21 protein-coding genes are annotated in these 24,954 nt (G+C 73.9%); 11 read left to right on the plus strand and 10 right to left on the minus strand.

Annotated elements, in window-relative coordinates; genetic code table 11:
* Positions 1-189: 189 nt before the first annotated feature.
* Positions 190-2,871 (plus strand): hypothetical protein, encoded by a 2,682-nt coding sequence (locus ACIA5A_RS06845; RefSeq protein WP_396757738.1) that lies wholly within the window; start codon positions 190-192, stop codon positions 2,869-2,871.
* Between the two features lie 337 nt (positions 2,872-3,208).
* The gene (locus ACIA5A_RS06850; RefSeq protein ID WP_396757220.1) at positions 3,209-3,640 is read left to right on the plus strand and encodes a hypothetical protein; all 432 of its coding nucleotides are present in this window, start codon (positions 3,209-3,211) and stop codon (positions 3,638-3,640) included.
* A gap of 64 nt (positions 3,641-3,704) precedes the next feature.
* On the opposite strand, the gene ACIA5A_RS06855 is transcribed toward ACIA5A_RS06850, so the two are convergent.
* Together ACIA5A_RS06855 and ACIA5A_RS06860 are read right to left on the minus strand one after the other, a co-directional pair.
* A complete protein-coding gene (locus ACIA5A_RS06855; RefSeq protein ID WP_396757222.1) occupies positions 3,705-4,595 on the minus strand; it encodes an SGNH/GDSL hydrolase family protein in 891 nt (296 codons plus the stop codon).
* An 85-nt stretch (positions 4,596-4,680) separates the two neighbouring features.
* Positions 4,681-5,451, minus strand: a complete 771-nt coding sequence (locus ACIA5A_RS06860; protein ID WP_396757224.1) for an SDR family oxidoreductase — start codon at positions 5,449-5,451, stop codon at positions 4,681-4,683.
* A 468-nt stretch (positions 5,452-5,919) separates the two neighbouring features.
* On the opposite strand from ACIA5A_RS06860, the gene ACIA5A_RS06865 reads away from it, so the two are divergent.
* The 9 genes from ACIA5A_RS06865 (at position 5,920) to ACIA5A_RS06905 (ending at position 16,633) form a co-directional block, all read left to right on the plus strand.
* Entirely contained in the window at positions 5,920-7,086 is a 1,167-nt protein-coding gene (locus ACIA5A_RS06865) for an ROK family protein (protein ID WP_396757226.1), read from the plus strand.
* 37 nt (positions 7,087-7,123) lie between these two features.
* Positions 7,124-8,164, plus strand: a complete 1,041-nt coding sequence (locus ACIA5A_RS06870) for an extracellular solute-binding protein (protein ID WP_396757228.1) — start codon at positions 7,124-7,126, stop codon at positions 8,162-8,164.
* A gap of 79 nt (positions 8,165-8,243) precedes the next feature.
* Positions 8,244-9,317, plus strand: coding sequence for an ABC transporter ATP-binding protein (locus ACIA5A_RS06875; protein WP_396757230.1), 1,074 nt, complete (start codon positions 8,244-8,246; stop codon positions 9,315-9,317).
* A complete protein-coding gene (locus ACIA5A_RS06880; RefSeq protein ID WP_396757232.1) occupies positions 9,314-11,095 on the plus strand; it encodes an ABC transporter permease in 1,782 nt (593 codons plus the stop codon). Before ACIA5A_RS06875 ends, ACIA5A_RS06880 begins: the two co-directional genes overlap by 4 nt.
* Complete coding sequence (locus ACIA5A_RS06885) at positions 11,083-11,934, plus strand: creatininase family protein (protein ID WP_396757234.1); 852 nt, start codon at positions 11,083-11,085, stop codon at positions 11,932-11,934. Before ACIA5A_RS06880 ends, ACIA5A_RS06885 begins: the two co-directional genes overlap by 13 nt.
* Entirely contained in the window at positions 11,931-12,902 is a 972-nt protein-coding gene (locus tag ACIA5A_RS06890; protein ID WP_396757236.1) for an amidohydrolase family protein, read from the plus strand. The genes ACIA5A_RS06885 and ACIA5A_RS06890 overlap by 4 nt, the downstream gene beginning before the upstream one ends.
* A complete protein-coding gene (locus tag ACIA5A_RS06895; RefSeq protein ID WP_396757238.1) occupies positions 12,899-14,350 on the plus strand; it encodes a lyase family protein in 1,452 nt (483 codons plus the stop codon). Before ACIA5A_RS06890 ends, ACIA5A_RS06895 begins: the two co-directional genes overlap by 4 nt.
* Before the next feature lie 112 nt (positions 14,351-14,462).
* Entirely contained in the window at positions 14,463-15,383 is a 921-nt protein-coding gene (locus tag ACIA5A_RS06900) for an ROK family protein (protein ID WP_396757240.1), read from the plus strand.
* 248 nt (positions 15,384-15,631) lie between these two features.
* Complete coding sequence (locus ACIA5A_RS06905) at positions 15,632-16,633, plus strand: hypothetical protein (protein ID WP_396757242.1); 1,002 nt, start codon at positions 15,632-15,634, stop codon at positions 16,631-16,633.
* A gap of 56 nt (positions 16,634-16,689) precedes the next feature.
* Here ACIA5A_RS06905 and ACIA5A_RS06910 read toward each other — a convergent pair whose 3' ends face one another.
* From ACIA5A_RS06910 to ACIA5A_RS06945, 8 genes are all read right to left on the minus strand, one after another.
* Positions 16,690-18,501, minus strand: a complete 1,812-nt coding sequence (locus ACIA5A_RS06910; protein ID WP_396757244.1) for a BTAD domain-containing putative transcriptional regulator — start codon at positions 18,499-18,501, stop codon at positions 16,690-16,692.
* 100 nt (positions 18,502-18,601) lie between these two features.
* A complete protein-coding gene (locus ACIA5A_RS06915; protein ID WP_396757246.1) occupies positions 18,602-19,558 on the minus strand; it encodes a Gfo/Idh/MocA family protein in 957 nt (318 codons plus the stop codon).
* On the minus strand, positions 19,545-20,378 hold the full coding sequence (locus ACIA5A_RS06920) for an inositol monophosphatase family protein (RefSeq protein ID WP_396757248.1): 834 nt from the start codon (positions 20,376-20,378) through the stop codon (positions 19,545-19,547). The genes ACIA5A_RS06915 and ACIA5A_RS06920 overlap by 14 nt, the downstream gene beginning before the upstream one ends.
* Positions 20,375-20,908: a flavin reductase family protein gene (locus tag ACIA5A_RS06925; protein WP_396757250.1), complete on the minus strand. Its 534-nt coding sequence runs from the start codon at positions 20,906-20,908 to the stop codon at positions 20,375-20,377. Before ACIA5A_RS06925 ends, ACIA5A_RS06920 begins: the two co-directional genes overlap by 4 nt.
* The gene (locus ACIA5A_RS06930; protein ID WP_396757252.1) at positions 20,908-22,407 is read right to left on the minus strand and encodes an amino acid adenylation domain-containing protein; all 1,500 of its coding nucleotides are present in this window, start codon (positions 22,405-22,407) and stop codon (positions 20,908-20,910) included. Before ACIA5A_RS06930 ends, ACIA5A_RS06925 begins: the two co-directional genes overlap by 1 nt.
* A 36-nt stretch (positions 22,408-22,443) precedes the next feature.
* The gene (locus tag ACIA5A_RS06935) at positions 22,444-23,550 is read right to left on the minus strand and encodes an acyl-CoA dehydrogenase family protein (RefSeq protein ID WP_396757255.1); all 1,107 of its coding nucleotides are present in this window, start codon (positions 23,548-23,550) and stop codon (positions 22,444-22,446) included.
* Positions 23,543-24,700, minus strand: a complete 1,158-nt coding sequence (locus ACIA5A_RS06940; RefSeq protein ID WP_396757258.1) for an acyl-CoA dehydrogenase family protein — start codon at positions 24,698-24,700, stop codon at positions 23,543-23,545. Before ACIA5A_RS06940 ends, ACIA5A_RS06935 begins: the two co-directional genes overlap by 8 nt.
* A complete protein-coding gene (locus ACIA5A_RS06945) occupies positions 24,697-24,951 on the minus strand; it encodes a phosphopantetheine-binding protein (protein WP_396757261.1) in 255 nt (84 codons plus the stop codon). The genes ACIA5A_RS06940 and ACIA5A_RS06945 overlap by 4 nt, the downstream gene beginning before the upstream one ends.
* Positions 24,952-24,954: the final 3 nt, after the last annotated feature.

The raw sequence follows: 24,954 nt of genomic DNA on the forward strand, positions 1-24,954 counted from the left end.
ACCACCTGCACGGCGACGTACACGGTCACCCAGGCCGACCTGGACCACGGCGGCGTCTCCGACTCCGCGACCGCGCGCGGCACGCCGTCCGGTGGTGGCACGCCCGTCGTGTCCGACCCCAGCGACCTCACCATCCCGGCCGAGGTGCTGACCCCGTCGATCTCGGTGCAGAAGTCGTCGATCACCACCGTGATCACGACCCCCGGGCAGCAGGTGCGCTACCGGTTCGTCGTCACCAACACCGGTGGCCTGACGCTGACGGACGTCAACGTGACCGACATGCAGACCCCGCCGTCGTCGAACGACAACCTGAGCCCGATCACCTGCCCGGCGACCACGCTGGGCCCCGGGGTGTCGATGATCTGCTCGGCGACGTACACGGTCACCCAGGCCGACCTCGACCACGGGTCGGTGTCCGACACCGCGATCGCGCACGGCACGCCGCCGGGCACCACCACCCCCGTCGACTCGGACCCGTCGACCCTGACCATTCCGGCGACGCCGCTGGCTCCGGAGATCACGGTGGTGAAGTCCTCCACCACGACCACCATCACCGCGCCCGGCCAGCAGGTGCCCTACCGGTTCACGGTGACGAACACCGGCGGCGTGACGCTGTCGAACGTGAACGTGACCGACGTGCAGACACCGCCGTCGTCCAACGACGACCTCGGGCCGATCACCTGCCCGGACACCACGCTCGCGCCGGGCGCGTCGACCACCTGCACCGCCACCTACACGGTCAGCCAGGCCGACCTCGACCTCGGCTCGGTGTCGGACACCGCCACCGCGCACGGCACGCCGCCGGGCACCACCACGCCTGTCGACTCGCAGCCCTCGGAGCTGACGATCGCGGCCACGCCCGTCGCCCCCGAGATCACCGTGGTCAAGTCATCCTCCACCACCACGATCACCTCGGCCGGGCAGCAGGTGCCCTACCGGTTCGTGGTCACCAACACCGGCGGTGTCACCCTGTCCGGCATCGACGTGACGGACGTGCAGACGCCGCCGTCGTCGAACGCGAACCTCGGGCCGATCACCTGCGCGGACACCACGCTCGCGCCGGGCGCGTCAACCACCTGCACCGCCACGTACACGGTCTCGCAGGCCGACCTCGACCACGGCTCGCTCGCCGACACGGCCACCGCGAGCGGGACGCCGCCCACCGGCCCCGCGGTCGTCTCGGACCCGTCCGACCTGACCATCCCACGCGCGGAGGTGACCGCCTCGATCAGCGTGGACAAGACGTCCACCACCACGGTGATCACCGCGCCCGGGCAGCAGGTGCCGTACCGCTTCGTCGTGGTCAACACCGGCGGCCTCACCCTGTCGAACGTGGACGTGACCGACGTGCAGACCCCGCCGTCGTCGAACGTGAACCTCGGGCCGATCACCTGCGCGGACACCACGCTCGCGCCCGGCGCGTCGACCACCTGCACCGCCACCTACACGGTCACCCAGGCCGACATCGACAACGGCTCGCTCGCCGACACGGCGACCGCGCACGGCACGCCGCCCGGCACCACCACGCCTGTCGACTCCGACCCGTCCACGCTGACCGTGCCCGCCGGTGACCCGGTGTCCGGCATCGACATCGTCAAATCGTCCGGCACGGTGGCGATCACCGAGGTCGGCCAGAAGATCACCTACACCTACCGGGTGGTCAATACCGGTGGCCTCACGCTGACCAAGGTCACCGTGAACGACACCCTGCTGCCGCCGGCCAGCCGCGACAACCAGACCGCGATCACCTGCGGCCCGGACAACGTGCCCAACGGCACCGTCACGCTGGCGCCCGGCGCGTCGATCGAGTGCCGGGCCACCTACACGGTGTCGGCCGCCGACTTCGCCCAGGCCTCGCTGCTCGACACCGCGACCGCCACCGGCACCCCGCCGCGCGGCCCCGCCCCGGTCTCCGGCCCGTCCACGAGCGACATTCCGATCCTGCACCCGGGCATCGCGCTCACCAAGAGCGTGACACCGGAGACGGTGTCCCACGCCGGCGAGGTGGTGACCTACCGCTACGTGGTCACCGACACCGGCAACACCACGCTCTCCGAGATCACCATCGACGAGACGGAATTCTCCGGCAGCGGCCGGCCCTCGGCGATCACCTGCGCCGCCACGACGCTCGCGCCGGGAGAGAGCACCATCTGCACCGCGACCTACGCCATCACGGAGGCCGACATCCGAGCCGGTGAGGTGACCAACACGGCGGTCGCCGTCGGCACCCCGCCCACCGTGCCCGGGCAGGAACCACCGGCGCCGGTACGCTCCGAGCCCGCCTCCGCCTCGGTGACCGTCACCCGGGGAGCGGCGATCACGCTGGAGAAGTCCGCAGACCCGACCGAGGTGCACAAGGTCGGCCAGCAGGTGCACTACCGCTTCCAGGTCACCAACACCGGCTCGGTGCCCCTGACCGCGGTGACCGTGACGGACACGCTGGCACCGCCGGCCGACCCGGCGAACCTCGGACCCATCACCTGCGGCCCGGACGACACACCCAACGGGGAGGTCACGCTGGCAGCGGGGGAGACGGTCACCTGCACGGCGACCTACACGGTGTCCAAGGCGGACACGAAGCAGCAGTGCATCACCGACACCGCCAGCGCGACCGGGACACCGCCCTCGGGTCCGGCGCCGGTCTCGCCCGAGGACACGCTCTGCGTCCGGGTGAAGATCGAGCCTGGCCCGCATCCCGGTCCCGGCCCGAAGCCCGGCCCGTGGCCGTGGCACCACGGCAAGCTGCCGATCACCGGAAGCTCGTTCCTGATCCCGATCTCGGTCGCCGGTGGGCTGGCGCTGCTGACCGGCATCGTGCTGGCGGCGCTGAGCCGACGGCGTCGAGCCGACCCGGGCCATGAGTTGACCTGATCGACTCACCCTCGGCGAGGTGGCGGTGTCAGGAACGTCCCGACACCGCCACCTCGGCGTGCCATCCGCGTCCCAGGCATCAGTAGCACGAACCCGGTGCCGCCGCTGTACGGCCGATTCCTGGGCCGGGTGCGCCACCGGGCTCCGTCATCCCGAGATCTTGGTACGGACCGGCCCCCATCAGGGCCCTTCCATACCAAGATCTGCGCCGGTCTTGAATAGTGGAATTTCGTTTCCTGATTGTGGGACAAGCGCGGGATCGGGTGGGGGAGCGGAGGAGCGGGCGGCCTGCGAGCGGATCGACTTCTTCTGGAAGCACTCCGCGTCCGCGATCATCATGACCACCCGCCCGGAGACGCTCACCGCGCTGGCCGACTCGCCGGTCGGGCTGGCGTCGTTCATGCTCGACCACGACGCGGCCAGCCTGGACCTGATCCGTGCGGCATTCGCCGGCCGCCCGGGCGGCCTCACCCGCGACGACATCCTGGACAACGTGTCGCTCTACTGGCTGACCAACACCGGCGTCTCGTCGGCCCGCCTGTACGCGCAGAACGCGCTGTCCTTCTTCGCCGCCAAGGGGGTGCGGGTGCCGGCCGCGGTCAGCCAGTTCCCCGACGAGATCCTGCTCGCGCCGCGGAGCTGGGCCGAGCGGGCGTACCCGAATCTCATCCACTACCGCAAGGTGGAGCGCGGCGGGCACTTCGCCGCCTGGGAGCAGCCGCAGTTGTTCGCCCGGGAGATGCGCGATGCGTTCCGGTCGCTGCGCTGACACCTGCCGACCCGGCCGCGAGCCGGTCCCGCCGCGACGGCGGGACCGGCTCGGCGGCGGCTCGTCAGCTCAGGTGCGCCCGCAGGGCGTCGGCCATGCCCTGCTCGCCCCGGGCGTTGGGGTGGAACGGCGCGGCCGCGTTTTGCGGCACCAGCCCCTCGACCCAGCGGGTGCCGCTGCTCTTGCAGGCGTCCCGGCCGATCGACGGGGTGTAGACGTCGGCGTAGCCGGCGCCGTTCGCCGCCGCGGTGTCGGCGAGCATCGCGTTCAGCGCCTTCTCGACGCCCCGCAGGTAGGGCACGTCCTGGTAGGCGATCGGCACCACCGGCCAGCAGCCGTACCCGCTCTCCGGCAGGATCGCCGGGTAGCCGAGCACCACGACCCGCGCGTTCGGCGCGGCCTGCCTGACCGTGCGCAGCACCGCGGTCACCTTCGGCACGGTGGCGGCGATCCGGGCGCGGAGCTGGTCGGTGCCGCCGGCGGTGAACCGGTCCTTGCACGGCGAGCCGAGCGGGCTGCTGAGGCTCGCCTCCGCGCAGTCGCTGATGATCCCGGAGAACCCGATGTCGTTGCCGCCGATCTGCACCGTCACCAGCGCCGTGTTCGAGGTGACGGCGTTGACCTGCGGCGGCACGGCGATGCCGAGCTGCCCGTCACCGCCGTACAGGATGTCGTCGGTGGTGGCCCCGGAGCAGCTCACGTCCGCGAACGACGACGATCCGGCGGCCGCCGCGACGAGCGACGGGTAGTTGCGGTTGGAGCGCAGGCAGTTCAGGTCGACCTGGGTGGGGATGAGCGGGCCGGCGGTGTACGAGTCGCCGAGCGCCACGTAGCGCCCGGAGGGCACGGCGGCGGAGGCGGGCGCGACGACGGCGAGCAGCATGCCGGCGGTGGCGGCGGCGAGCGTGGCCAGACGTGCGGCGGTACGCGTCGGCGACAGGCGGGGACGGTTCATGGGGCCCTCCCGGAACGGGGAGATGGGGTGGTGGTCCCGGAAGTGTGTCCGTGCCTGCGATGGGCGTCAATATAGACGGACGCCATTAAGGGGTGGCAGGGGTGTGGGAACCACCCTTCCCGGCCCTCCGGTCGCGGAGCCACCGGGCGAACTCGACGGCGACGATGCGCTCGTCGTGCACGCCGGCCGCGTCGGCCGAGGCCAACCACACGACGGGTGGGCCCATCACCTCGGGCGGCAGCACCGTCCGGCCGGCGGGCACGGCGCCGGGCGGCAGCATCCCGGTGGCCGTCACGCCACCGGGCAGCAGCAGGTTCACGGTGACGCCGGTGCCTCGCAGGTCGGCGGCCATCACCCGGGACAGTGCCTCGCTGCCGGCGCGCGACGGCCCGTACGGGACGAATCCGGCACGGTGCATGGTCGGGTGGCTCACCGAGACGTTGACGACGCGGCCGTCGCCGGCCGCGAGCATTCGCGGCACGACCTCCCGCGCCACCAGGAAATATCCGGTCAGGTTCGTCTCGACCACCGCGCGGAAGTCGGCGACCGACACCTCCCAGAAGCCCCGCGCGTGGGTCATGAAGCGCGGGTTGACCGTCCGCATGCCGATTCCGGCGTTGTTCACCAGCATGTCGACGCCGCCGAGCCGCGACCACGCCTCGTCGACCGCCCGCGCCACCGACGCCTCGTCCCGGACGTCCAGCGCGATCCCGACCGCTCCGGGCAGCCCGGCCGCGACGGCCCGCGCCTGCCGGGCGGCTCGGCCGGTCAGCGCGACTGCCGCTCCGGCCGAGGTCAGGGCGGAGGCCATGGCGAGTCCCAGCCCGCTCGTCCCGCCGGTCACCAGCACCCGCATCGGGCCCCCCTTTCGCCACGCGTCCGCGTGCGCCACGACGGTAGGAGTTGGAGCGCGCTCGACGTCAAGGGCGACTCGTGGCCGACGGCGCGACCCGGTCTCGCGGCCGTCCCGTCTCGCGGACCGGCATGGCTGGGGCGGGACGGCGGCGTGAGTCGTTTCTGCCGTCAGCTCGAAAGGTGGGCGCAGCCAGGGTGGCCGCCCGATGCGGGCGGCGGCCTGGGCGGACGTGCCGACCCTCCACAGTGGCAAGCTGATGCGGGCGCCGGGGCGGAAGCGCCGGCACTTTTCTTCGTAGATCGAATTAAGGGCGGGTCAAGCGGAATGCCGAAGCGGTGGCGCCGGTGGACCTAGACCCGCTCCCAAGGGGCCCCATTGAGCGCCAATTTTCCAGCTCAGAAGCGCTCGCCCCGGGTGTGCGAGACCAGATCGTTACTTGACGCAATACTTCGTTCGCCGTAGGAAGGAATGGTGACAGACGTGGTGACCCCACCGACGAGCCCGGTGAGCCGGGAGCGGTCGAAGGAGATCAAGCGCCGCAGCGTGATCTCCGCCGCCCGTCAGGCCCGGGTGCTCTCCCGGGCCGAGCTGACCGAGCTGACCGGGTTGAGCCCCGCCACGCTCACCCCGCTGGTCCGCGACCTGGTCGCCGAGGGCTACCTGATCGAGCGCGGCCCCGGCGCCTCCCGCGCCGGCCGGCCCCGCGCGATCCTCGAGTTCAACCCGCGTGCCGAGCTGGTCGCCGCCGTGGCGCTGGAACCGGCCCGGATCAGTTGCGAGATCGCCGACAGCGACGGCGCCGTGATCGCCCACCGCACGGTGCGGCGGACCGGCGACATCGTCGACCTGATCTGCGCCGCCGTGCCCGAGCTGGCCGGTGACGGGCTGCCCGCGCTGCGCGGCGTGGCCATCGCCGCACCCGGCGTCTCCACCGGCGGTGCCGTCCGGCTCGCCCCCTCGGTCGGGCTGGTCGAGGCGCGCCCGGTGGGGGAGTCGGTCCAGCGGCGGCTCGGCGTGCCGGTGGTGGTCGACAACGACGTCAACCTGATGGCCGCCGGTGAGCACGCCGCGGGCGCCGGCAGCGACGTGGCCGACCTGCTCCTGCTGCACGTCGGCGACGGCATCGGCGCCGGCCTGGTGCTCGACGGGCAGGTCCGCCGCGGCTCCGGCGGCGCGGCCGGCGAGGTCGGCTTCCTGCCGCTCGACCCGGCCGACCGGGGGCACGACGGGATCGGCCCGTTCGAGGCCCGCTGGTCGGAGAGCGCCGTCGCCGAACGGGTCGTCGCGCTGGCCCCCGGACGCCGGCCGGCCGCGCCGGTGCGGGCGCTGGTGGAGCTGGCCGCCGCCGACGAGCGGGCCGCGGCCTACCTGGCCGAACTGCTCGCCGCCTGGGCCCGGCTGATCGTCTCCTGCGCCTGCGTTGTCGACCCGGGCCGGGTGCTGCTCAGCGGTGCCGCCGCCGACCTCGACGACGCCGCCGTCGACCGGCTCCAGGCGCTGGTGTCGCTCGGCGCGCCCAGCCCCACCGAGGTCCGCCGCGCGGTCCTCGGCGACCAGGCGGTGCTGCACGGCGCGGTCAGCTACGCGCTCTCGGCCGCCGCGTCCGGCCTGTCCACCCTGCTACCCGCCCCCTGATCGCTCCACCCCCCACAACACCCCTCGGAGGTACTTCATGAGACGTCGACTCCTGCTCGCCGGTGCGCTCGCCACCGTCCTCGCCGCCGGCACCGCCTGCGGCGGCTCCGGTGACTCGGCCGGCGGCGACGCCGAGAAGCTGACGATCTACTCGGCCCGCGACAAGAAGGTCACCACGTTCGTGGTGGACAAGTTCACCGCGAAGTACCCCGAGTACAAGGGCAAGGTCGAGGTGCTCAACCTGGGCGCCCAGGAGATCCTGGAGCGGGTCCGGGCGGAGAAGGCCAACCCGCAGGCCGACGTCTGGTGGGGTGGCACCCAGCAGGGCCTCGCCTCGGGCGCGTCCGAGGACCTGCTCACCGGCTGGCAGCCGTCGTTCGCCGGCAAGATGGACGAGAAGTACAAGGACCCGCAGGGCCGGTGGTTCGGCGAGATCCTGCTGCCCGAGGTCATCATGTACAACAACAAGGCGCTCACCCCGGAGCAGGCCCCGAAGGACTGGGACGACCTGCTGAAGCCGGAGTTCAAAGACAAGATCATTATCCGGGACGTGGCGGCCTCCGGCACCATGCGGTCGATCTACGCCTCGATGATCCAGCGGCAGTCCAAGGACGGCAGCGACCCGCAGCCCGGCTACGACTGGCTGAAGAAGCTCGACGCCAACACCGGCGCGTACGCGGCCAACCCGACTGACCTCTACCTCAAGCTGTCCCGCCAGCAGGGCACGCTCAGCGCCTGGAACCTCCAGGACATCCTGCTCCAGGCCAACCAGGCGAACATGCCGTTCGGCTACGTGATGCCGGCCTCCGGCGCCCCGGTCCTGGTCGACGGCCTGGCCCAGGTCAAGGGCGGCAACAGCGCGGGCGCGCAGAAGTTCCTCGAGTTCCTCTTCGACGACTCGCTCCGCGCCGAGCTGGCCAAGGACTACTTCCAGATCCCGGCCATCGACATCGCCGAGAAGCCGGAGTGGCTGGCCCAGCTCGACCTGAAGCCGATGGACGTCGACTGGGTCGTGGTCGGCAAGAACGAGACCGAGTGGATCAACCACTGGAACGGTCAGATCAAGAACAAGGGCTGACCGGCCGGGACGCCGGGCGCACCCAGGCGCCCGGCGTCCCGCGCTCGTCCCACTCAGATCGGACGCAAGGAGAGACGTCATGATCGATGTCACGCTGGAGTCGGTGAGCAAGCGCTTCCCACGTGCCGGCGACACCGCGGCGGTCGACGACGTCGACCTCCGCATCGGCGCGGGGGAGTTCTTCACCCTGCTCGGCCCGAGCGGGTGCGGCAAGACCACCACCCTGCGCATGGTCGCCGGCTTCTACTTCCCCAGCTCGGGCCGGATCCGGTTCGGCGCCGAGGACGTCACCAACCGACCGCCGAACAAGCGCGACACCGGCATGGTCTTCCAGAACTACGCGCTCTTCCCGCACCTCAGCGTCGCCCAGAACGTCGCGTACGGCCTGAAGATCCGCAAGGTCGGCCGCGCCGAGGCGAAGCGTCGCATCGACGAGGCGCTCGGCCAGGTCCACCTGGCCGGGTACGGCGACCGGCGCATCGACCAGCTCTCCGGCGGCCAGCAGCAGCGCGTCGCGCTGGCCCGGGCGCTGGTGATCCGCCCCCGCACGCTGCTGCTCGACGAGCCGCTGTCCAACCTGGACGCCAAGCTGCGCGAGGAGACCCGGGTCGAGATCCGCCGGATCCAGAAGGACAGCGGCACGACCGCGCTCTACGTCACCCACGACCAGGCCGAGGCGATGGCCATGTCCGACCGGATCGCGGTGATGGAGTCCGGCCGGGTCCGCCAGGTCGGCACCCCGCAGGAGATCTACCACCGCCCGGCCACCGCGTTCGTGGCCCGGTTCATCGGCCGCAGCAACGTGCTGAGCCTGCCGGTGGTGACCGCGGGCCCGGACACCGTGACGGTGGCGCTGCCCGGCGGCCGGGAGGTTCCGGTCGCCGCGCCGGCCGACCACGGGCTGCGCGAGGGCGCCACCGCGCTGGTCTCGGTCCGGCCCGAGCACATCACGCTCGGCGCGGCCACCGACGAGGACGCGCTGACCGGCCGGGTGACCGAGCTGGAGTTCACCGGCATGGCCACCAACCTGGTGGTCGACGTGGGCGGCGAGTCGGTGCAGGTGGCCGCGATCGACGTACCGGCCCGGATCGCCGTGGGCGACCAGGTCGGGCTGCGCCTGCCGGCGGAGCGGATGTGGGTGGTGAGCTCTTGAGCACCATCCCCGCCACGCCGAGCGCGGCCACCGTCCCGCCGATCACCGAGGACCCCACGCCCCCGGGCCGACGGTCCCGCCGCCCCGCGCTCAACGCGAACTCGCGCTGGTTCCCGTACGTCCTGGTGTTGCCGCTGGCGCTGGTCCTGTTCGGCTACGTGGTGCAGCCGATGCTCGCCACGTTCGGCGAGAGCGTCGGGGTGGACGGCCCGGAGAACTGGGCCAGCTTCCTCACCGGCGACGGCGTGGCCCGCTCCGCGCTGCTCACCTCGCTGATGATCTCCGCCGCGAGCGTGTTCCTGTGCGGCGTCGTCGGCGTGGCCATGGCGTTCCTGCTCAAGCGGTTCTCGTTCCCCGGCCGCCGGCTCATCGAGGCGATCATCCTGGTGCCGGCGGCGCTGCCGCCGCTGATCGGGGCGATCTCGTTCCAGCTCCTCTACAGCGAGACCGGCATCCTGCCCCGGGCGCTGCAACAGGTGTTCGGCACCGAGAACCCGGTGCTGCCGTTCAGCGGCATCGCCGGCGTGCTGGTGGTGCACACGTTCACCATGTACCCGTTCTTCTACCTGGCCACGTCCGCCGCGCTCCAGGGCATGGACCCGTCGGTGGAGGAGGCCGCCTACAACCTCGGAGCCGGCCGGGTGCGGGTGTGGCGGACCGTGCTGCTGCCGATGCTCACCCCGGCGCTGGTCTCCGCCTCGCTGCTGGTCTTCATGACGTCGCTGGCGTCGTACACCGCTCCGCTGCTGTTCGGGGTGGACCGCACGATGACCATGCAGATCTACATCAACCGCACCAACGGCGACCTGCCGATGGCGTCGACCTACGCGTCGGTGCTCGCGGTGGTGTCGGTGCTGTTCCTGCTCGGCATGCGCTGGTACGAGGGGCGGCGCAGCTACCGCTCCCAGTCCAAGGGCGTGGCCAGTCACCGCCGCGAGCTGACCAACCCGTTCGCCCGCTGGCTGGCGCTGGCCGCCTCGCTGCTCGCCGTGGTGGTGCTGCTGGCCCCGGTGGCGACCATCGCGCTGGTGGCGTTCTCCGAGGACGGGACGTGGACCACCGAGGTGATCCCGTCCGGCTACACCACGCAGAACTTCACCACGATCTTCTCCGACCCGGACGCGTACCGGCCGATCGTCAACTCGTTGCAGATGAGCCTGCTCGCCACCGTCGGCTGCGTCGTGGTCGGCGTGCTCATCGCGTACGCGGTGCGCCGGCTCGACTTCCGCGGGCGTGGCCTGCTCGACGTGGCGGTCATGCTGGCCTGGGCGCTGCCCGGCACGGTGGTCGCGATCAACCTGATCTCGGCGTTCAGCACCGGCAACGCGTTCAGCTTCGGGCAGGTGCTGATCGGCACCTTCTGGATCATGCCGCTGGCCTACTTCGTGCGGTTCCTGCCGCTGGTGTTCCGGTCCAGCTCGGCCACGCTGGCCCAGCTCGACCCGTCGCTGGAGGAGGCCGCCCGCAACCTCGGCGCGTCCTGGGCGCGGGCGTTCGGCACGGTCACCCTGCGGCTGATGCTGCCGGGTGTGCTGGCCGGCGCGCTGCTCGCGTTCGTCAACGGCGTCGGCGAGTTCGTCGCCTCGGTGCTGATCTACACCTCGGAGACCGCGCCGATCTCGGTGGAGATCAACAACCGGATGTACTCGTTCGAGGTCGGCACCGCCGCCGCGTACGGAATGCTCCAGGTGGTGTTGATCTTCGTGGTGATGGTGGTCTCCGGCCGGCTCCAGAACGGCGGCCGGGCGGCGAAGGAGGCGGCGAAGTGGACCGCGTGAGCAACCACTGGCCGGACGGTGGCGGGCTGCTGCCCGCCGCCGGGATCCCCGGCGGCGAACTGGCCGACGTGGTCGCGGCGGCCGACTTCGCGGTGCTGCCGGTCGGCGCGGTCGAGTGGCACGGCCCGCACCTGCCGCTCGGCGCCGACCTGATCCTCGCCGAGGGCTTCGCCTCGGAGAGCGCCGCGCCCGGGCCCGGCCCGCGCGGCGTGCTGTTCCCGGCCGTCGCCTACGCGGCCTGCCCCGGGCAGACCCGGCCCTGGCCGGGAACCGTGGCGATCCGGCCGGAGATCGCGGTCGGCTACCTCGCCGACGTGATCGAGGGGATCGTCGCCGCCGGGTTCCCCCGGCTGCTGGTGGTCAACGGCCACGACGCCAACATGTCCACCGTCCGGGCCGCCATGGAGTGGGTCTCCGGGCGGCGCACCGCCAGCCTGCTGCTGGTCAACTGGTTCCAACTGGTCACCCCGGCGGAGACCGGCGAGCTGTACGGCGACGTGGTCGCCCGGGGCCACGGCGGCGCGTACGAGACGTCCGGGGTGCTCGGCTTCGCGCCGGAGACGGTACGCCTGGACGCCGCCACCGACCTGCCGCCGCGACCGAAGCTGCCGGTGACCCACCCGTACGTGCTCGTCGAGTCCCGGCCCGACCCGTGGCAGGGCTGGTCCGGGCACGTCTCGCGGGCCACCGAGGAGGCCGGCCGCACGGTGCGCGCCACCGCCGGCGCCCGGCTGCGCGAGATCGTCGCGGCCTGGGTGGCCGCCCCGATGCCGGCCCCGCCCACCGCCGACCCGTTGCCCGACTCGCTGCCCGAATCGTCGCCCGAGGAGGACGCGTGACCGCCGACCGGGGACTCGACGTGGTCGACTTCCACCTGCACTTCCGCATCGGCGCGGACGAGACCGTGCACGCCTGCGAGGAGTCCGCCGGCATGCACCCGGGCGGCGCGCACGAGCGGGCGGTGCGGGCCGAGGGCTCCGCGCCGTACGCCCGGCAGTGGCGTCGGGCCTGGAGCTTCCCGGAGCCGGAGCCGCCCGCCGAGCGCTGGCAGGACGAGGCGGACCGGTGGGCCGAGGAACTGCGCGCGGTGCGGGTGCGGCGGGCGGTGTTCGTCACCGGCGGCGGCAACGACGCGCTCGCCGACGTGGTCGACCGCCACCCCGACCTGCTGCTCGGCCTCGCCCACCACGACCCCTACTCGCCGGGCGCGGCGGCCGAGCTGGAGCGCGCGGTCACCGAACGGGGGCTGCGCGGGCTGAAGCTGTTCGCGCCGCTGCTGCGCGGCCCGCTCGACCACGACGACCTCGACCCGCTCTGGGCCACCGCCCAGCGCCTCGGCGTGCCCGTGCTGATCCACATCGGCCACTACGGCAGCGCCGGGGGCCTCCCCGTCGGCCGCTACGGCGGCCCGGACGAGCTGGTCCGGATGGCTCGCCGGTTCCCCGAGCTGAACGTGGTGGTGCCGCACTTCGGCGTCCAGCACGTGCAGGAGCTGTTCTTCGCCGCCTGGGGCTGCCCCAACATCTCCGTCGACACGTCCGGCTCGAACCAGTGGGTGCGCTGGATGCCCTACCGGCTCACGCTGGAGGACCTGTTCCGCCGCTGCTACGAGACGATCGGCCCGCACCGCATCGTCTACGGCAGCGACTCGTCCTGGTTCCCGCGCGGCTACGTCACCCGCTACCTCGATGACCAGCTCCGCGTCTGCCACGAGCTGGGCCTGCCCGAGGACCACCTGCGCGCGATCTTCGCCGGGAACGCCGAGCGACTGCTCGGCCTGACCGCGGACCGGAAGGAAACCCGATGAGCACGCTGACCACCTACCAGCGCCACCACCTCGCGCCGACCTACGAGCACCACGTCGGCAAGCTCTACCCGGCGATGGTGCGCGCCAGCCAGGCGCACGTGGTGATGCTGACCGAGCAGGGCCTGATCCCGGCCGACCGGGGCGCCCGGCTGCTGCGCGGCCTGGCCGCGCTGCGCGCCGACACCACTGCCGTCCCGGCCTACGACGGCAGCTTCGAGGACACCTACTACCTGCTGGAGAAGCGGCTAGCGGCGGCCTGCGACATCCCCACCTCCGAACTGGACGTGCAGCTCGCCCGCAGCCGCAACGACCTGGACGCCGGCGTGTTCCGGATGCTGCTGCGCGACCAGCTCGTCGAGGTGCTCCAGCGGGTGCTGGACACCGGCCGCACCGCGCTGGCGCAGGCCGACCGGTACGCCGACGTGGTGATCACCGGCTACACCCACCGCCGGCCGGCCCAGCCCACCACGATCGGCCACGCGCTCGCCGGCTACGCCGAGGCGCTCGCCGGCCAGGCCGCCACCTACGCCGACGTGATCGACCAGCTCAACGTCTCGCCGCTGGGCTCCTGCGCGTTCGCCGGCACCGACCTGGACATCGACAGCGCCCGGCTGGCCGAGCTGCTCGGCTTCGCCGGCGTGGTCACCAACTCGTACGAGGCGGTGGCCGGCGCCGACCACCTGGTCCGGGTCGGCACGATCAACGCCCGCGCGCTGGCCACCGGCGCCCGGCTGGCCCGCACGCTGATGGACTGGCTGAGCTGGCAGTGGGTCACCACCCCTGGTGACTTCACCCAGGGCAGCAGCATCATGCCGCAGAAGCGCAACCCGGTGGTGCTGGAGCACCTGGTCTCCTACGCCGGGCAGGCCGCGGCGGACGCCGCCTCGGTGCTCAACAACGTCGGCGCCGCCTGGTGGGAGGACTCCAACAACGCCACCACCGACGTGCAGGTGCGGCTCTGGGAGAGCAACGACCGGGCGGAGCGGTTCTTCGCGCTGGTCGGCGGCTTCCTCGCCGAGATCGCGCCGCTGAACCCGCCGAGCCGGGAGGAGATCGTCGCGTCCGGCGCCACCACGACCGCCGCCGCGGACGCGCTGACCCGTCACGGGGTGCCGTTCCGCGCCGCGCACTCGGTGGTCGGCCGGCTGGTGCGCGCCGGCGGGCCGGACACCTGGACCCCCGAGGGGGTACGCGCCGCAGCCGCCGACATCGCCGGCGAGCTGGACGACGCCGCAGTGGCCGACCTGATCGCCGCCGCGGTACGCCCGGAACTGGTCCTCCGCCGGGCCCAGGCCGACGGGCCGGGCGCCGACGCGGTCCGCGCCCAGGTGAACGTGCTGCGCGCCGCGCTCGACCCGGTCGCCGAGCGACTGGACGCGGTGCGCGGCCTGCTGCGCCGGGCCGACGAGGCGCTGGACGCCGTGGCCGCCGCGCTGGGGGCCAAGTGAGCGCGAGGAGTGAGCCGGGTTTGCGAGCCCCGCAGTCGCGATCAGGGGCGTCGGTGAGCGCGAGGAGTGAGCCGGGTTTGCGAGCCCCGCAGTCGCGAACGGAGGTGACCGCATGAGCGTGCGGTTGTCCAGCATCCCGGCGGCCGGCACGGGCGGCGCGGGGCTGTTGCTCGGCATCGACTTCGGCGGCACCAAGATGGCGGTCGGGGTGTCCGACGCGGAGGGCCGGCTGCTGGCCCACCGTCGGGTGCCCACCCACGCCGAGCAGGGCGCGCCGCAGGCGCTGGCCCGGGCGCTGGCGCTCGCCGGCGACCTGGTCGGCGAGGTCGGCGGCCCGCTCGCCGCGGCCGGCGTGGCCTCGCCCGGCGTGGTCCGACCGGACGGCATCGACCTGGCCCCCAACGTGCCCGGCTGGGAACGGCTGCGCCTGGCCGACGCGGTCCGCGACGCGCTGGACGTGCCGAGGGTCGCGGTGGACAACGACCTGAACGCCGCCGCGCTGGCCGAGCTGCGCCACGGCGCGCTGCGCGGCGTCGACCCCGGCCTGGTGGTGGGGATCGGCACCGGCGTGGCGGCGGCCGTGACGGTCGGCGGCGCGGTGCTGCCCGGCCACCGCGGCGCGGCCGGCGAGATCGGGTACGCGGTGGCCGGCGGCCCCTGGCCGGGGACGATGCTGGAGCTGGACTTCTCCGGCCGGGCGCTGGACCGGCTCGCCGCCGACCTGGACCTGCCCGGCGGGGCGGCCGGGCTGGCCGAGGCCGCCGGCTCGCCGGGCGCGGCGCGCGACGCGCTGGCCGCCCGGGTCGACGAGGCGGCCCGCGCGCTGGTGACCTGCTGCCTGCTGCTCGATCCGCAACGGATCGTGCTGGTCGGCGGCGTCACCCGCAGCGGGCTGATCCGACGGATGCTCGTCGACCGGCTGACCGAGGCGCTGCCGCACCCGCCCGACGTGGTGCGCTCCGGCTTCGCCGACGACGCGGCGCTGTACGGCGCGCTCGCCCTGGCCCGGGACGCGGTGCCCGCGCGACTGTAGCGTGCGTCACATTTTCCCGCGCCCGGGTCGGCCCGGACGGAACCGGGGATCCGTTGCCGCGCAACGAATCCCGCCAGGTGGGCGGCGGTCGCGGGGTGGGTGTGGACGTCGTCCGAGCACACACCGGAACGGCGTGGGCACCGATCGTGAAGAACCGCGAGACGTCGGCGATCGTGGATTTGCAGCCGTCATTACGCTGCGGGGTGGTTGATCGCCGGAACCACGGACGACAGGTGGAAGAACCTCAGATGAGTGACAATCACCCTCCCTACGGAGGTTATCCGGACCCCAACGCCCCGTACGGCCAGCAGCCGCCCTACGGCGCGCAGCCCGGGTCGGGTGCGCCGTACGGCCAGCAGCCCGGCTCGGGAGCGCCCTACGGCGCCTCGCCGGCATCGGGCGCCCCCTACGGCGCGCAGCCCGGTTCCGGCGCCCCGTACGGCGCGCAGCCCGGGCCGGAGGCGTACGGCGCGCAGGCGCCGTACCCGGGTCAGCCCGCGTACCCGGGTCAGCCGGCGCCGTTCGCGGCCGCCCCGCCGCCCGGCAAGTCGAAGAAGGGGCTGATCGTCGGCCTCGCCGCCGGCGCGGTGACGTTGACGCTGCTGTGCTGCGGCGGCGGGCTCGCCTACGTCGCGTTCGGTGGGGACGACAAGGACGACCCGACGCCTGTCGCGTCCGGCAGCGCCACCCCGGGGCCGACGGCGACGCCCTCGCAGGCGGGGCCGGAGACGACCGGGCCGGACGAGCCGACCAACAACGACGCGACGACCGCCCGCTACTCCAGCGACCTGTCCGCGGTCTGCGAGGGGGGTTCGATCCTCAACGCCGCCCCGTACACCGGCCCGTCGAGCGCGAAGGCGTACGTCTTCTCCAACGCCCCGGACCGGCCGACGTTCTGGTCGCAGAAGTCGTTCAGCTCCGACAAGAGCTACTACGCCAAGTCGGCGGACTTCGCGACCGCGTCGGTGATCGGCTGCCTCAAGGTGGTCGACGGCAGCGAGGGCACGCCGAAGAAGTGCCAGTACAAGGCCACCGACGGCAAGGTCGTCACGGTCGACTACATCTCCTCGCGCTACACGCTGACGTTCCACGCGGCCAAGACGGGCGAGAAGATCGGCGACGGCGGCACCGTGACCGCGCCGGCCGCCCGCTGCCCGAGCTTCATCTCCTACAACAAGGTGACGATGAAGTCGTACGCGGCGCCGGACAGCGGCACCATCGAGGCGGCGCTGGACCGGTTCCTCAAGTAGGCAGGTGTGAGGAGGGGGCCCCGCTTATGCAGATTGCGTTGAGCGGGGCCCCCTCCTTACGGGCACTCGTTGGCGAAGATCCGCAGCAGCTCCGGCAGGTGGAAGCGCTGCCCGAGGCGGCCGGAGTCGACCGGCACCAGCATGTTGTGCTGCACCAGGTGCTCGACCAGCCGGTTGGCCTGCTGCCGGGGCAGGCGCAGGATCTCCACCGCGCTGCTCGGAGTGATCAGCGAGTCGGCGGCGGCCAGTTCCCGCAGCGCCCGCCGGGCGTCGACGTCCAGCCCCCGGTAGCTGACCGACAGCGTGTCCCGCACCGAGATGTCCCCGACGACCAGCTCGGCGAGCCGGTACTCCTCGTTCTCCAGGTGCTCGGCGAAGCCGGGCAGCGCGCCGTCCGGCTGGGTGACCAGCCGGCTGCCGACGATCCGCAGGGCCAGCGGCAACTGGTCGCAGGCGTCGGCGATGCGGCCGAAGACCTCCGGCTGCTCCCGGACCCGGGCCTCGCCGGCGATCGTCGCCAGCAGCTCCACCGCCTCGTCCCGGTCCAGCGCGCCGAGCGTCAGCCGCCAGCCCACGTCCAGGTCCAGCAGGCGCTGCCGGCTGTTGACCAGCACGAGGCTCCGGCCCGCGCCCGGCAGCAGCGGGCGGACCTGCTGCGCGTACTCGACGTCGTCGATGATGAGCAGCAGCCGCCGCCCGGCCAGCGCGCACCGCAGCACGGCTGCGCGCTCCCGGAGGTCGTCGGACATGTCGGTCAGCGGCACCCCCAGCTCGACAAGCAGTTCCCGGATCAGCTCCCCGCTGCCGCGCGGCGGCTCGCCGCCGCTGTCGAAGCTGACGAAGAGCTGCCCGTCGGGGAAGAGGTCCGCCAACTCGTAGCCGCTGGACACCGAGAAGGACGACTTGCCCACGCCCGGCGCGCCGGAGACCAGCACCACCGCGGCGTGCTCGTCCGCGCCCGTCGAGTCGGCGATCCCCTCGGCGATGGCGCGGAGCTGGCCGGCGGTGGTGTCCCGGCCGACCAGCGCCGGGGGTTTCATCGGCAACGCCTGCCGGCCGGTCGGCGGGGCGCCGGGACCCGGGTCGGCGGCCGGCCGGCCCGACGGGGCACGGGCCTCGGCCGAGTCCGCGTCCAACGCGGCCTGCAGCGCGCCCTGCAGGGCGGGACCGGGATCGACGCCCAGCTCGTCGACGATGCCGTGCCGGGCCTGCTGGTAGGCGGCCAACGCCTCGGCGACCCGCCCCTCCAGCGTCAGCGCGGTCACCAACTGCGCCTGGCGGCGCTCGTCCAGCGGCTCCTCGGTCACCATCCGGCGCAGCGCGGGAATGACCCGCGCCGGCTGGCCCAGGCGCAGACGCAGGTCGGTCAGCTCGGTGGTCATCTCCCGGTGCTGCTCCCGCAGCGCGGTGACCGCCGCGTCCAACTCGGTGCCGAGATCCGGCAGATCCTCCAGCGGATGCCCCCGCCACAGCTCGGCCGCCCGGTCGAACAGGTCGGCGGCGGCGTCCGGGCGGTCCTCCCGCGCCGCGCGGCGCGCGTCGTCGGCGAGGCGCCGGAACCGCAGCAGGTCCAACTCGTGCTCGTCGACGCGCAGGTGGTAGCCGGTGCCGTCGTACACGAGCCGGTCGGCCGAGTCGCCGCCGCGGTCCAGCACCTGGCGCAGCCGGTGCACGTACGTCCGCAGGTTTCGCACGGCCGACGCGGGCGGCGCGTCCGGCCAGAGGCCGTCGACCAGCCGGGCGGTGGAGACCGTACGACCCGGGCTGAGCAGCAGCACGGCGAGCAGGAGTCGTGGCTTGGTGCCGGTCAACGGGACCGCGTGGTCGTCCGCGGACAGGGTCAGCGGACCGAGAACACTGAACTGCATGGATGAAGTCCCTCGCTCCGCCGGGTCGTCCACTGTGTGGTGACGGCTGAATTTCCCACCTTCAGCTAGGGAATAACGCGCTCCCAGATGGTGAAAGGAGTCACCGATCGGGATGCGCTTCGTGGCCCTGCGTGATCTGCGTGGTCGCCCGGTGCGCCGCGTCGAGCACGGCGACCGCGTCCGCCACCCGGGCGCCCGCCGACCGGCCGGTGCGCACCAGCCCGGCGAAGTCCTCCGCCTGACGGGCCAGCGCCGCGTGCATGGGTGCGTCGCCGTCGGCCGGGTCGAGGAACGTCAGCCGGACGTGGTCCCGGGTGCCGAACACCTCCACCGCCGCCATGTCCCCGCCCGCGTGGTGCCGGCCGAGCGAGACCAGCGCGGTGGCGCCGCCGGAGAGCCCGAGCAACGCCTGCGCGCTGTCCACGTCCCGCCCGCGTACCGCCGGGTCGGTGACCGTCCCGGCCGGCCGCGCGGCCACCCCGACCACGTCCTGCCCGGTCAGCCACCGGATCTGGTCGAACTCGTGCACCCCCATGTCCACGAAGATCCCACCGCTGCCGGTGCGGAAGGCCGCCGCCGGCGGCTCCCCGTCCCACTGGTAGGCGGCCACGAACAGCACCTCACCGAGGTCGCCGCCGGCGATCCGCTCGCGCAGTCGCCGCAGCGCCGGCACGTACCGCCGCCAGTAGGCGACCTGGAAGCCGATGCCGGCGGCGGCGGCCACCCGGCCGGCCTCCGCGGCCTCTGCCGCGTCCAGCCCGGCCGGCTTCTCGCACAGCACCGGCAGCCCCGCCTTCGCCGCGGCCGCGACCACCGCGCCGTGCCGGCCGGTCGGCGCGGTCACCAACAGGCCGTCCGGCACCGCCTCGGCGAGCAGGTCCTCCACACTCGGGTACGCCGGCAGCCCGGCCGCGGCGACCGCCGCGCGTGCCTGCGGCACCGGGTCGACCACGTGGCTGATCCGGACCGTCCGGTTGCCCGCCAGCGCCCGCAGGTGGTGGCGGCCCATCCGCCCCGCGCCCACCAGCGCCAGCCGGAACTCGTCATCGCTGGTCATCGTCGTTCCCCTCCTTCTCGTCGGCGCGCTCCGCGCCCAGCCAGTCCTCCAGCGCCGCCACCACCGCCGGCGCGCCGGTGGCGAAGACGGTCTGCCCGTCCCGCCGCCACCGGCGGGTCACCCCGCCGCCGGCCTCCACCAGCGCGGTCCCGGCGGCGACGTCCCAGGCGGCCGGGTCGAAGCTGACGAACGCGTCCAGTTCCCCGGTGGCCACCGCCGCGAGGTCGCAGACCGTGGAACCGGAGTTGCGCAGGTCCGCGACGCGCGGCGCGAGGCCGACGAGCGCCTGGTAGGCGCGCCGCCGCGGGCCGGGCGCGTTCGGCACCGCGAACGCCACCAGCGCGTGCCCCGGCACCGCGTCGCGGTTCACCGCGACCCGGGCGTCGCCGTCGTGCGCGCCCTCGGCGTCGAGCACCAGGCAGGCCCCGGACGCCGGTTGCAGGATGGTGGCCGCGACCACCCGGCCCTCGCCCGCGTCGCAGCCCGCCGCCACGGCGATGCTCACCGCGTAGCGGCTCGCCCCGTGGCTGAAGTTGAGCGTGCCGTCCAGCGGGTCGACGATCCAGCGCAGCCCGGAGCAGCCGGCGCTCAACCCGGACTCCTCGGCCAGCACCGCGTCCTGCGGCCGGTCGCGGGCCAGCAGGTCGAGGATCGCCCGCTCGCTGGCGTGGTCGGCGGTGGTCACCGGGTCCTGGGCCGCGCCGCCCTTGTGGACGGTGCGGAAGCCCCGGTGGCGGGCCTGGCGGATGGCGTCCGCCCCGGCCCGCGCGGCGCGCAGGCTGAGGTGGCGCAGGTCCCCGGGAGCGGCGCCGACGCTCATCGCGCCACCTCCGTCTCCCGCAGGTCGGCGACCTGCGCGTAGTGCCCGTCCACGAACAGCAGCGGCGGGGTGGACCGCAGCAGGCCGGCGGCACGGACGGTTCCCATCAGCACCGCGTGGTCACCGGCCGGCTCCGCCGACACCGCCTCGCACCCGAAGTACGCCACCCCGTCGGTCAGCCGCGGGCAGCCGGTCGCCGTCTCCGCGTCGTACGCGACGCCGGCGAAGCCCTCCGCCCCGGTGGGCCGGCCCCGGCTGGCGAACCAGGCCGCGTCCTCGCGCTGGTCGTCGGCGAGCACGGTGACCGCGAACCGGCCGCTGCCCCGGACCGCGTCCAGCAGCCGGCAGTCCCGCCGCAGGCACACCAGCAGCATCCGGGGGGACAACGACACCGTGGTGAACGAGTTGACGGTCATGCCCAGCGGCCCGTCCGGCCCGAGCGCCGTCGCCACCGCCACTCCGGTGGCGAAGCGCCCCGCCACCGACCGGAACGCCCGTTCCTTGTCGTACGCGTTGCTGATCCCGGTCATCACCGTTCTCCTCTCGTCCCGCCGGAGGCGTCGCCGACCAGGGCGGCGGTCCGGCGTCGGTCGGTCTTGCCGTTGCCGTTGGTGGGCAGCGCGGCCACGTGGTGGATCCGGGCCGGCACCATGTAGCCGGGCAGCCGGTCCGCGCAGCGGCCGGACAGCTCGGCGGCGATCCCGGCCGCGCCGGTGTAGACCGCCTGCAACGACACGTCGTCGCCGGCGCCGAGCGCCAGCACCACCGCGTCCTGCACGCCGGGGTGCCCGCGCAGCACCATCTCGACCTCGCCCAGCTCGATCCGGTAGCCGCGCAGCTTCACCTGGTCGTCGAGGCGGCCGTGGTGCACGAGCGTGCCGTGCTCGCGGCGGACCCGGTCGCCGGTGCGGTAGTAGCGCCGCCCGGCGTACTCGACGAACCGGTCCTCGTCGTCGGCCGGGTCGAGGTAGCCGGCGAAGCACTGCGCGCCCGCCACACACAGCTCACCGTCGTCGCCGCCGGTCGTGCCGTCCTCGCCCCGCACGATCGCGTCGAGGTCGTCGTGCACGTCGCCGATCGGCACCGTGCCGTTCGAGGTCGCCGGCCAGCGCGCCGGATCCGCCGGCAGCCGGTACGCGGTGCAGGTCACGGTCAGCTCGGTCGGGCCGTACAGGTTCTCCACCACGCTGCCCGGCGCGGCGGCCGCCCACGCCCGCGCCTGCTCGACGGTGAGCTGCTCGCCGGCGAACAGGCTGTGCCGCAGGCCGGGCATGGCGCCGGGGGAGAGCATCCGCATCCGGCGGGCCAGCGACACCACCGACGGCACCGAGAACCAGTGCGTGATCCGCCGCTCGTTGACGAAGCGCACCGGGGTGAGCACCTCGTCCGGCTGCGGCACCACGAGCGTGGCCCCGCCGCCCCAGGCGACGAACATGTCGAACACCGACGGGTCGAAGGTCAGGTCGAAGCTCTGCGACAGCCGGTCGCCCGGACCCACCCGGTAGACGTCCAGGCAGCGGGCGAGGTAGGCGTCGACGTTGCGGTGCCGGATCGGCACCCCCTTGGGCCGCCCGGTCGACCCGGACGTGAACAGCAGGTAGGCCACGTCGTCCGGGCGTACCGCCGGCTCCTCGACGGCGGGCGCGGGCGGGCCGTCGAGCCGTAGCGTGGCGGCGGCGCCGGCCACGTCGGCCGCCACCGCCGCGCCGGCGGCGTCGACCACCAGGGCGTCCACCCCGGCGTCGCGGCACAGCCGGGCGTTGCGGGCGGCCGGGAAGGCCGGGTTGAGCGGTACCACCACCGCGCCGGCCCGCAGGGCGGCCAGATAACCGGCGTACGCGGGCAGGCTGCGGGCGGCCAGCAGGCCGACCGCGCGGGGGCGCCGGCCCACCTGGGCGCGGATCCGTCCGGCGAGACCGCCGGCGATCTCGTGCAGTTCGCGGTAGGTCACCGACTCCCCGTCGACCTCCAGCGCGACCGCCTCGGGTACGCGCTCCGCGCTGCGGTGGAACCACTGGTGGAGACTCACGGCGTTGCTCCTCTCCGTGCTGTTCGTGCGGTCAGGTCAGATCCCGGCGGCGACCAGCTCGTCGGCGTGGTCGGCGATGCCGGCGAGCATCGCGCCGGTGGCGCCGCCGGCGATGCCGAACATGGCCACCTCGCCGCGTAGCTGCGCCTCGCCGCCGTCGCGGAACGCGTCCGCGCCCCGCAGGCGCACCGCCTCGGCGGCGACCCGGTCCACCGTCTCGGCGGCGGCGACCTTGAGCACCATGCCGTCGACCGGGGACACCACGGCGTCCGTGGTGGCCAGCGCCGGCGCGCACAGCGCGTCGAGCTGGCGGACGGCGACCAGGCAACGGGCGTACCGCTCCCGGATCGCCGGGCGGTCCCACAGCGTGCCCTCGGCGGCCGGTCGCCGCCGCAGCCAGTCGCCCAGGCCGGCCAGCAGCCGGTGGCACATCGCCCGCGCCCACAGCGCCCCGGCCAGCCGCTCGACGCCCACCTGTCGGGCGAAGCCGGCCAGCGCCCGGCCGGGGCGGCCGACCACCGTGTCCGGGTCGAGCGCGACACCGTCGAAGCGCAGGTGTCCCACGCCGGCGCCGGCGAACGCCCGGCCGGCGGAGGAGATCGTCACGCCCGGCGCGCCGGCCGGCGCCAGCAGCCAGCAGAAGCTGGTGAAGTGGCGCGCGTCGCGGTGCCGGGCCAGCACCAGCGCCGCGTCGCAGGCGGTCGCGTTGGTGATCCAGGTCTTCGTGCCGTCCACCGTTGCGGTGCCCGCGCCCAGCTTCACCCGGGTGGTGGCGTCGAGCAGGTCCGAGCCCGACCCGGCCGCGTCGGTGACGGCCAGCGCGACCACGGTGTCGCCGCGCAGCATGCCGCGCCGGGCGTGCCCGGCCGGACCGTCCGCGCCGGCCAGCAGCGGCAGCACGGTGGCCACCTGCACGCAGACCGACAGCGTCACGCCCAGCGGGCAGTGGGCGTCCAGCTCGGTGAGCAGCGCCGCGAGCCGGCCCGGGTCGGGCTGGTCGCCGCACGGGTAGAGGGCCGTGGTGACGCCGGCGGCGCCGAGCGCGCGCCACACGGCGCGGGCGTCGACCGGGTCCACCCCGGACAGGGCCGCGCGCACCTCGGCGCGGCCCCCGTCCGGCGGTCGGGGCGTCGACTCAGGCAAGACGCACCCCCGGGTCGCGCAGCGACAGCGCCCCGTTCGCCAGGCGCAGCCGGTCGTTGGCGTAGTTCAGCGACGCCGAGCGCAGGTCCCGGAAGGTGCGCTCCAGCGCCAGCGGGGAGTCGGTCAGGTAGCCGTGCCGCAGGCCGGTCAGCTCGACCAGCTCGTCCGCGGCGGCGAACGACTCCTCCGCCGCGCGGATCTTCAGCGTGTTGAGCAGGAGCTGCACCGGCGTCGCGGACATGTCCGGCGCGTCGTCGACCACCGAGACGGTGTGCCGCAGCAGCGCGTGCGCCGCGTCCAACCGGGTGCGGATCCCGGCCAGCCGCAGCAGCACCAGCTCCGAGGACGGCGCGAACTGCCGCCGTCCCGCCTCGCTGCGCGCGTGCCGCAGCACCCGCGCGTACGCCCCGGCCGCCGCGCCGAGCCAGGCGGCCGCCCAGCCGACGTGCGCCAGCGGCGCGAAGACGGTGGTGGCGATCTCCCGGAACGCGCCGTGCTCGCCGATCACCTGCCACTGCGGCACCGCGCCGCGCAGCCGCATCGGCACGCTGTGGGTGGCCCGCATGCCCAGCGGGCGCCACCCGCCGGTCACCTCCACCTCCACCTGGTCCCGGGCGGCGTAGACCAGGTCCACCTGGGCCGCCGAGCCGGCGTCCGGGGCCCGGGTGGTGATGAGGAACGCGTCCGCGTACGGGCCGCCGGTGACGATCGGCGCGGTCCGGTCGATGCCGAGCATCTCGCCGTCGTGCGTCAGCGCCGACTCGGCGGTCAGCAGGTGTCCGCCCTTGCCGGCCTCGGTGGTGACCGAGCCGAGGTACCGCTCGCCCCGGGCCACCGCCGGCAGCACGTCGGCGCGCAGCTTCTCCCCGCCGTACGCGGTGATCGCGGCGACCTGCTGGCAGTGCATGGCGAAGACCATCGCCACCGACATGTCCACCCGACCCAGCGCCAGCGTGACGTCGACCAGGTCGGTCAGCGTGCCGTCGCCGCCGCCCTCGGCGGCCGGGACGAACAGCCCCAGCAGCCCGGTGCGCCGCATCGCGGCCAGCGCCTCGGTGGGGAAGGTGGCGCTCTCGTCGGCCTCCCGGGCGTGCGCCGCCGCCACCTCGGCCACGGTCTCGACGGCCGGGGCGTACCCGGCGGCGGTCATCGGGAACCACCGCCGACCGGGGTGCGCAGGTCCTCGACCACGCCCCACAGCCCGCCGGCGGTGGCGAACGTGGAGTCGACGAGCTTGTCGTCGGGCACGGACACCCCGAACGTGTCCTCGATGGCGAAGAGCAGTTCGATCTCGCGCATCGAGTCCAGGCCGAGGTCGCGCAGGCGCGACTCCTCGGTGATCTCGTCCGCGCCGGCGAACTTGAGGAACGGCCGGAGCAGCTCGGTGAATTCGGTGTTCATGAC

Source organism: Micromonospora sp. NPDC051300 (assembly GCF_044455315.1).
GTDB lineage: Bacteria > Actinomycetota > Actinomycetes > Mycobacteriales > Micromonosporaceae > Micromonospora > Micromonospora robiginosa.

Bases quoted from the DNA above. Each gene is read 5' to 3' on its own strand.
- ACIA5A_RS06865 (WP_396757226.1), top strand. From the start codon at position 5,920: ATGGTGACAGACGTGGTGACCCCACCGACGAGCCCGGTGAGCCGGGAG.
- ACIA5A_RS06940 (WP_396757258.1), bottom strand. From the start codon at position 24,700: ATGACCGCCGCCGGGTACGCCCCGGCCGTCGAGACCGTGGCCGAGGTG.
- ACIA5A_RS06860 (WP_396757224.1), bottom strand. From the start codon at position 5,451: ATGCGGGTGCTGGTGACCGGCGGGACGAGCGGGCTGGGACTCGCCATG.
- ACIA5A_RS06915 (WP_396757246.1), bottom strand. From the start codon at position 19,558: ATGACCAGCGATGACGAGTTCCGGCTGGCGCTGGTGGGCGCGGGGCGG.
- ACIA5A_RS06900 (WP_396757240.1), top strand. From the start codon at position 14,463: ATGAGCGTGCGGTTGTCCAGCATCCCGGCGGCCGGCACGGGCGGCGCG.
- ACIA5A_RS06850 (WP_396757220.1), top strand. From the start codon at position 3,209: ATGACCACCCGCCCGGAGACGCTCACCGCGCTGGCCGACTCGCCGGTC.
- ACIA5A_RS06855 (WP_396757222.1), bottom strand. From the start codon at position 4,595: ATGAACCGTCCCCGCCTGTCGCCGACGCGTACCGCCGCACGTCTGGCC.
- ACIA5A_RS06945 (WP_396757261.1), bottom strand. From the start codon at position 24,951: ATGAACACCGAATTCACCGAGCTGCTCCGGCCGTTCCTCAAGTTCGCC.
- ACIA5A_RS06920 (WP_396757248.1), bottom strand. From the start codon at position 20,378: ATGAGCGTCGGCGCCGCTCCCGGGGACCTGCGCCACCTCAGCCTGCGC.
- ACIA5A_RS06870 (WP_396757228.1), top strand. From the start codon at position 7,124: ATGAGACGTCGACTCCTGCTCGCCGGTGCGCTCGCCACCGTCCTCGCC.
- ACIA5A_RS06925 (WP_396757250.1), bottom strand. From the start codon at position 20,908: ATGACCGGGATCAGCAACGCGTACGACAAGGAACGGGCGTTCCGGTCG.
- ACIA5A_RS06895 (WP_396757238.1), top strand. From the start codon at position 12,899: ATGAGCACGCTGACCACCTACCAGCGCCACCACCTCGCGCCGACCTAC.
- ACIA5A_RS06910 (WP_396757244.1), bottom strand. From the start codon at position 18,501: ATGCAGTTCAGTGTTCTCGGTCCGCTGACCCTGTCCGCGGACGACCAC.
- ACIA5A_RS06875 (WP_396757230.1), top strand. From the start codon at position 8,244: ATGATCGATGTCACGCTGGAGTCGGTGAGCAAGCGCTTCCCACGTGCC.
- ACIA5A_RS06905 (WP_396757242.1), top strand. From the start codon at position 15,632: ATGAGTGACAATCACCCTCCCTACGGAGGTTATCCGGACCCCAACGCC.